At 42.8% G+C, this 8,011-nt stretch carries 6 protein-coding genes; 2 read left to right on the plus strand and 4 right to left on the minus strand.

Annotated features, from left to right (window positions below; genetic code table 11):
* Positions 1-128: 128 nt before the first annotated feature.
* The gene (gene nirB / locus RT143_RS09415; RefSeq protein ID WP_313092676.1) at positions 129-2,696 is read left to right on the plus strand and encodes a nitrite reductase large subunit NirB; all 2,568 of its coding nucleotides are present in this window, start codon (positions 129-131) and stop codon (positions 2,694-2,696) included.
* A gap of 69 nt (positions 2,697-2,765) precedes the next feature.
* Positions 2,766-3,086: a nitrite reductase small subunit NirD gene (nirD, locus tag RT143_RS09420; protein ID WP_095356938.1), complete on the plus strand. Its 321-nt coding sequence runs from the start codon at positions 2,766-2,768 to the stop codon at positions 3,084-3,086.
* Between the two features lie 222 nt (positions 3,087-3,308).
* On the opposite strand, the gene cobA is transcribed toward nirD, so the two are convergent.
* From cobA to RT143_RS09440, 4 genes are all read right to left on the minus strand, one after another.
* Positions 3,309-4,169, minus strand: a complete 861-nt coding sequence (gene cobA / locus RT143_RS09425) for a uroporphyrinogen-III C-methyltransferase (RefSeq protein ID WP_313092679.1) — start codon at positions 4,167-4,169, stop codon at positions 3,309-3,311.
* A gap of 146 nt (positions 4,170-4,315) precedes the next feature.
* Positions 4,316-4,927: a molybdenum cofactor guanylyltransferase gene (gene mobA / locus RT143_RS09430; RefSeq protein ID WP_313092680.1), complete on the minus strand. Its 612-nt coding sequence runs from the start codon at positions 4,925-4,927 to the stop codon at positions 4,316-4,318.
* On the minus strand, positions 4,917-5,450 hold the full coding sequence (gene moaB / locus RT143_RS09435) for a molybdenum cofactor biosynthesis protein B (RefSeq protein ID WP_313092682.1): 534 nt from the start codon (positions 5,448-5,450) through the stop codon (positions 4,917-4,919). Before moaB ends, mobA begins: the two co-directional genes overlap by 11 nt.
* Positions 5,451-5,648: 198 nt before the next feature.
* The gene (locus RT143_RS09440; RefSeq protein ID WP_313092683.1) at positions 5,649-7,277 is read right to left on the minus strand and encodes a BCCT family transporter; all 1,629 of its coding nucleotides are present in this window, start codon (positions 7,275-7,277) and stop codon (positions 5,649-5,651) included.
* Between the last annotated feature and the right edge of the window lie 734 nt (positions 7,278-8,011).

The raw sequence follows: 8,011 nt of genomic DNA on the forward strand, positions 1-8,011 counted from the left end.
ATAGTAAATTTAAATATTGGCATAAAGTTTGCTTATATAACAGTATAGAAAAACTTGGGATAATACACGCCAAAAGCCAGTCATTATCCTAGTCAAAAAGCCAATGTTTCGTTAGAAGGGATAAATACATGAAAAATCTTATCGTCATCGGTAACGGTATGGTCGGGCACCACTTTATCGAAAAAGCGATTGAAAAACGCCTACACCAAACTTACCAAATCCATGTGTTTAGTGCTGAGAGTCGCCCTGCCTATGACCGTGTGTATTTGTCCAGTTACTTTGAACATAAAGATGCCAGTCAGCTTAATTTAGTGGATTTGGCAAACTATGAGCAAGCAGGCATTACTTTGCATTTGGGTGAAGGCGTCGCAAGTTTTGATGCGCAAACCAAAACCCTTATCACCAGCAAGGGCAACACTTTAGAATTTGAAAAATTGGTGTTAGCAACAGGCTCGTATCCGTTCGTACCCCCAGTACAGGGCCATGACCATGCCCACTGCCATGTGTATCGCACCATTGATGACTTAGACGCCATCATCGCCACCGCCGCCAATTCTCGAGTACAGCGTGGCGTGGTTGTGGGTGGTGGTCTGCTCGGACTTGAAGCCGCAAAAGCCTTGGTCACTTTGGGGTTAACCACGTATGTGGTCGAGTTTGCCCCACAATTGATGGGCGTTCAGCTTGACGCTGCCGGTGGTGAGCTGCTGAAAAAGAAAATCGAAGACTTGGGCGTTACCGTTTTGACAGGCAAAAATACTCAGCAAATCATCGATAACCATGACGATGACGCCAGTTTTTTAACCATGCAGTTTGCTGACGGCACTTTGCTCGATACCGACTTGATTTTGTTTAGCGCAGGGATTCGCCCTCAAGACAGTCTTGCTCGCAGCTCTGGACTCAAGCTGGGCGAACGTGGCGGTATCGTCATTGATGACACATGTCAAACAAGCGAGCCAGATATTTATGCGATTGGAGAATGTGCATTATGGGATAACAAAATCTACGGGCTGGTTGCTCCAGGCTACACCATGGCAAGCGTATGTGCCTCACAAATAGCAGGTGAGCATGACAGCCTATTTGATGGTGCCGATATGAGTACCAAACTTAAACTCATGGGCGTCGATGTCGGCAGTATCGGCGATGCTCATGGTAAAATCAAAGACAGCCAAAGCTATGTCTATCAAAACCCCAAAACAGGCGTGTACAAAAAATTGGTCACTACCCCAGACAGCAAACGCCTGCTCGGTGCGGTCCTAGTCGGGGATACCGAAGATTATAGCAATTTATTGCAACTGTTTTTAAATGGTATTGATTTACCGTTACACCCAGAAAGCTTGATTTTGCCAAACGTGGAAAAACCTGTGATGGGGGTGGATAATCTGCCCGATACCGCTACCCTATGCTCATGTTATAACGTCAGCAAAGGTCAAATCTGCTCGGCGATTGATAATGGCGCACTCACGTATGAGGACATTAAAGTCTGTACCAAAGCCAGCACAGGCTGTGGCGGCTGCGCCCAAATCGTCAAAGATACCTTAGTGTCAGAACTCAAAAAACGTGGTATTGAAGTCAAAAATCACATCTGCGAGCATTTTGCTTACTCTCGCCAAGAGTTGTATCACTTGGTGCGCGTCAGCAATATCCACACCTTTGAAGAGATAATTGAAAGACACGGACACGGCGATGGCTGTGAAATCTGTAAACCAACGATTGGCTCGATTTTGGCATCTTGCTGGAATGACTATATTCTTGATAAACCACTGGTTGCGCTACAAGACACCAATGACGCTTTCTTGGGGAATATCCAAAAAGATGGTACTTACTCAGTCGTGCCACGTATTGCGGGCGGTGAAATTACCGCCGAAAAACTCATTGTCTTAGGTGAGGTAGCACGCGATTTTGGACTTTACACCAAAATCACTGGTGGGCAACGTGTGGATTTATTTGGGGCTCGCAGCGACCAATTGCCTGCAATTTGGGAACGTTTAATAAATGCAGGGTTTGAAACAGGGCATGCCTATGGTAAGTCTTTGCGTACCGTCAAATCTTGCGTCGGTAGCACATGGTGTCGCTATGGGGTGGATGATAGCGTTGGCTTGGCGATCGAACTGGAAAACCGCTATAAAGGCTTACGTGCCCCACACAAAATCAAATTTGGCGTATCAGGCTGTACCCGTGAATGTGCTGAAGCCCAGGGCAAAGATATCGGTATTATCGCCACCGAAAACGGCTGGAACCTATACGTCTGTGGCAATGGCGGTATGCGGCCTCGTCACGCTGAGCTGTTTGCCAGTGATTTAGACAAAGCAACGTTAATTAAATATATCGATCGTTTCTTAATGTTTTATATCAAAACTGGTGACCGCTTACAACGCACGTCAGTCTGGCGTGAAAAAATGGAAGGTGGTCTTGAGTATATTCAACAGGTGGTTATCAATGATAGCTTGGGTATTGCCGAAGAACTCGAAGCCCAAATGCAAGCGGATATTGACGCGTACCAATGCGAATGGAAAACTACACTATCTGACCCAGAGCGCCTCAAACGCTTTAAGCACTTTATCAACAGCGACAAAGTCGATGACAACGTAGTGTTTGTCGAAGAGCGGAGCCAAATTCGCCCTGCGACTGCCGAAGAAAAGTTAGTGCTTGGCTATGATGCAACTAAATTCTCAGCCGACACTGCAACACCTGCCTAACTTTAGTAAAATTCACCAAAGTGGGATGCTCAATGGGCATCTCATCGGGTAAAAATATGGAATCAAACCATGAATGAAATTTGTAAACTTGATGATATTATCCCAGAAACAGGCGTATGTGCATTAGTGGGCGGCGAGCAAGTCGCGATCTTTCGCACCCAAAATGATGACGTTTTTGCCATGCACAACTTTGATCCTTTTAGCCAAGCCAATGTTATCTCTCGTGGACTACTCGGTAGCTGTGAAATTGACGGGCAAAAGGTACGATATGTCGCATCACCCATGTACAAACAGCGCTTTGACTTGGCAACAGGTAAATGCATTGATGATGAGCAAGTGGCGTTAAAATCCTACCCTGTGAGCGTGACCAATGGCGTGGTAATGATTTAGTCTTTATTAACTGTAACGATAGATTGAATTTGCCCAAATCCCGCACAACATTCTCACAAACATAAAAAAGGCATCAAAACCGCATGCCTTTTTTAGGTTTTAGGTGTTGACAAAAATAGAAGGTAAGCAATCCGCTCCCCCCTGTGTCAGCATAGTTGTCACTCTGACTAATTACTGATTAACCGATTAATTATGGCTACAATCTGTACAGTCTTATCATCCCTACAATGCGGCATACGTTAAAGTAGGCGCATTTAATTGATGATACAGCGACACCACATCACCCATAATCATCACCGCAGGCGATGGCAGTTTAGCGTCATTTTGCAATGCTTGAATAGTGCTTAGCGTACCCACCAAAACTTGCTCGTTAGGACGACTGACATTGGCAATAATCGCAAATGGTGTATCGGCTGATTTACCCGCTTGTAACAGACCTTGGGTTAAATTTGACAAGGTATTTAATCCCATATAAAACACCACCGTTTGATTATCAGTAAGTAGTTCAGCGAATTGCTCGTTAGGCGTATCAGTCTTTAAAAACCCAGTAACAAACTTCACCGACTGGGCATGGTCACGATGAGTGAGCGGAATGTTAACACTATTAGAGACTGCTAATGCTGTGGTAATGCCGGCAATCGATTCACACGCCACCCCTGCACCAATCACGGTTTGCATTTCTTCACCGCCACGCCCAAAGATAAATGGATCGCCCGATTTGAGCCGAACCACTGTTTTGCCTTGTTTAGCCAGTTTTACGAGCAGGCTATTAATATCTTGTTGAGACATACTGTGTTGGTGGCATTTTTTACCCACATAGATTTTTTCTGCCGTTGTATTAAGTGCCAAAATCTCATCACTCACCAGATTGTCATAACAAATTACATCCGCTTGCAAGATGGTTTTATAGGCTTTGATGGTCAAGAGTTCGGGGTCGCCTGTACCTGCACCAACCAGATACACTTTGCCCTGATTTTGTACAGCTTTTGCATGTTTGGGGGTTATAGGAAGGTCAAAACGATTTTCTTTCACTCTGTCATGGGGAAAAAATTCAACACTCACAGGGCTACTGATTGAAGGCATAGCAGTTTTCCAACATAATCAAACAAGGTAATTTAAAAATGCAATTACCATGCCTAAATTTTAACTCATACCCTTAATCCTACCCTTAATTGATGAAATTATTTTATATCCTGTTAATGTGAATAATTTCCCAAAATTTGACTTATTTATCCTATTTTATTGAGTGAGTTCAACGCCAAATCAAATTCATTTTTGGTATTAAAATTTGCTAAAGTTATCCATTCATTTGGCAATGCAGCGGTTTGTATTTTTTTATCCGCCAAAAACTTCATCACTGCACGCTGACCCTTATCCAAATAATCGTATAATTTTATTAATAAATCTGTACGATACAAACCCAACAATGGATAATCCTTTTCAGCTTTTAAATAAATCACCGCTTCATTATCAGTTACCGCATAACGCAATTTATCAAAGACTTGATGGGCATGAACCAAACTATCACAACTTATCACCAGTAAATAATGGTAAGGAGACATGACTTGATTCATGGCACTTGCCAGGGCTGATAACGCCCCTGCTCCTTTGCCATTTTGTTGATTTGGCAGATAATCATCAATGATTTTGACGGTTGTATCATGACATAAGCCCTTACCATTATCCGCCACCATGACAGGGACATTTAAGCGTTTGGCATGACGAATATGAAAATCAAGCAAAGTTTCGCCATTTGGCAAGCTTAATAGCGCCTTAGGTGAACCCATCCGAGATGATTCACCCCCCGCCAAAATCACCACCCCTGCCAATTTAATAGTCATGTTTTGGATTTTCACGCATCAGATGCGGCACAAAGTTACACGGACGGGTACGGTTATCGAGCTGTTCTTTGATGATGCCTTCCCAGCCTGTACGACAGGCACCCGAAGAGCCAGGTAAACAAAAAATCACCGTATTATTCGCCATGCCTGCTAGCGCGCGAGATTGCAAGGTTGACATGCCGATTTCATCACGAGATAGCGCGCGGAACATCTCGCCAAAACCTTGTACTTCTTTATCAAACAGCGGGCTTAGGGCTTCAGGGATTTGGTCACGGATATAAAAACCTGTCCCGCCTGTGGTAATGATAGCGTGAATCGCAGGGTCGGCAATCCATTGACTCACGATCGCACGGATTTGATAAATATCATCGGTGCGTATGGCTCGCTCCGCCAGGGTATGCCCTGATTCGACAAGGCTATCAGCTAGGTATTGACCAGAGATATCTTCTTCTAAACTGCGGGTGTCTGATACAGTTAAGATTGCGATATTAAGCGCAATAAAAGGTTTTTCAGGCTTGCTCATTGGGGTTTCCTCATTATTTGATGGGCATACAATTTTATGGGCATATCAAATATTGCCATACATTAGGCATTTGTTATAGCGTTTTTCTTTGTAACGCATGTCTAGGCTGTGAATTAAGCCCATTGGTTGACTGCCTAGACAGGCATCAGCTTTGCTACGCTTACACCCGTCCATTTATGTTAATCAAGAAAAACAATATCACTCATCTTTAACTACCACGGGCGGACCGAGCAATAAATGCTCATCAATAAACTCATTCGCTGAATTATGCTCAGCAGACTCTGCCGTGATATACCATTGTTGATTACGGTACAAAGTCAATCTATCGCGTGTTAGCCCTCGCCATAGACAATACATCATTACAAACACCACAATGGCAAACGGGAAGCCTGCAATAATGGCGACCGCTTGCAACGCAGATAACCCCCCTGCCACCAATAATACCGCAGCAATCACCCCTTGGCTCAATGCCCAAAATAACCGCTGGATTTTTGGCGGATTGGTATCGCCGCCTGCCGTGAGCATATCAATCACAAGGCTTGCCGAATCTGACGAAGTGACAAACCACAACATAATCATCACCACAATCACCAGCGTCAAAGGCTTGGTTAAAGGATAATATTCAATCAGTTTAAAAATCGCACTACCATAATCGGCTTTGACTGCTTCTATCAGCCCATAATTGCCCATCAATTCCATGTGTACCGCGCTGCCACCAAAGGTGGTAAACCAAAAGAACAACAACAGCATCGGGATAAATAACACCCCAAAAATAAACTCTCTGATAGTACGACCCCGAGAAATACGCGCCACAAAAATTCCCACAAATGGCGACCAACTCACCCACCATGCCCAATAAAAAATCGTCCAATTTGCCTGCCAGTCCGTATTGCTATACGCCTCACTCCAAAATCCTAGTGGAATAAGTTGGCTGACATAATTGCCGATATTTTCAATAAAACTATCGATGATAAACTGGGTCGGACCAAAAAATAACATAAAGCCAAGCAGCAACACAGTCAGCACAATATTGATATCGCTTAAGCGTTTAATCCCTTTATCCAGTCCCATCATCACGGATAACGTCGCCATCGCGGTAATAATCGCAATCAAACAAAGCTGTACCGGGACATTGTTGGGAATACCAAACACATTGCTAAAGCCTGCGTTAATTTGCATCGCCCCTAGCCCCAAAGATGTCACCACCCCAAACATCGTGCCAAACACCGCAAGGGTATCGACCACATGCCCCCATTTGCCATAGATTTTTTGACCAATCAACGGGTACAGTACCGAGCGAATCGACAACGGCAAGCCACGGCGATAATGAAAATACGCCAATGACAATGCTACGACACAATACAACGCCCACGCATGAATCCCCCAATGCAAAAACGAAATACTCATCGCTTGTTTAGCCGCTTCTACGGTTTCGGCTTGCCCCATCGGAGGCGACATAAAATGATATAACGGCTCTGCCGTCCCCCAATACAACAGACCAATCCCAATCCCCGCACTAAACAGCATGCCAAACCATGATAGTAAGCTATACTCAGGATGTTCTGTCTGATGGCCAAGCCGAATATCGCCATAACGACTTAAGGCAATATATAAGCTAAACACCACCGCGACATTCATCAAAATGATAAAAAGCCAACGAAAACGGTGGGTAATAAAAGATTGCAGTTGATTAAAAACCTCACCTGCCAACTCACCAAATAACGAACCAAAAATAATAAATCCGACAATCAGCAATGCGGAGGCAATAAAAACAGGACGATTAACCCGAGGAAAAGGGCCAAATTTTTCGACTTTCACAAAACTCATAAAGATATCTTTTCATTAGATTAACTGGAAAGCAACCTTAACAAATTATTTACAATATTTCAAATTACAGCAAGATTTCACAGGGCTTATATACCACAAAAACAGAACTAAGTTTTTGATTATAAAGGGTATATATCTTAACATACTGTAACATTTTAGTAGAGGAGAGAAAATGGGATTAGTTAATTCTATTTAACAATTTAGTATAATTATAAAGTTTATGATTTAACATTCGTTACCTATATATCTACTTTAATTTGACTAAATGACGCCTGATCTATGCTACGACCCCGTTGGATAATCGGATGATTTCAATGATGGGCTTAAGGAAAACGCATTGGCAATTTGGTAGTGAGGCGATGGGGATCTTGCGGTATAGCTCATGCGATAAAATGCGAGACTTTGTTGTTCGATTGCATGAATTTTGGTTGCCTGACAGCTTGTAATGAAATCCGCCTTTTAATTTTTACTGTACTTTTTGTATTTTAACAATTGGTTTTAATAATTGGCGGATGACTCTACAGACCATAAGCCAAAATTTTTGGTCACAAAATGGTCACGTTTTAGTCACAAGCGTTTGGTCACGTTATTTTTACTTAAATATTAAAAATAGATATCTTTTCAACTTAACAATCAAAATCAATTTTCTTAATTACATCAAGAGAAAAATGTATAAAATAATATATTTTTTAAAATCAATAACTTGGTATAAAATTTAAGCCAAAAAAAACCTC

The sequence above is a fragment of the Moraxella sp. CTOTU48268 genome, from assembly GCF_032069585.1.
Taxonomy (GTDB): Bacteria; Pseudomonadota; Gammaproteobacteria; order Pseudomonadales; family Moraxellaceae; genus Faucicola; species Faucicola cinerea.

Coding starts and splice junctions, on each gene's coding strand:
- nirD (WP_095356938.1), top strand. CDS start 2,766: ATGAATGAAATTTGTAAACTTGATGATATTATCCCAGAAACAGGCGTA.
- mobA (WP_313092680.1), bottom strand. CDS start 4,927: ATGACTATTAAATTGGCAGGGGTGGTGATTTTGGCGGGGGGTGAATCA.
- nirB (WP_313092676.1), top strand. CDS start 129: ATGAAAAATCTTATCGTCATCGGTAACGGTATGGTCGGGCACCACTTT.
- moaB (WP_313092682.1), bottom strand. CDS start 5,450: ATGAGCAAGCCTGAAAAACCTTTTATTGCGCTTAATATCGCAATCTTA.
- RT143_RS09440 (WP_313092683.1), bottom strand. CDS start 7,277: ATGAGTTTTGTGAAAGTCGAAAAATTTGGCCCTTTTCCTCGGGTTAAT.
- cobA (WP_313092679.1), bottom strand. CDS start 4,169: ATGCCTTCAATCAGTAGCCCTGTGAGTGTTGAATTTTTTCCCCATGAC.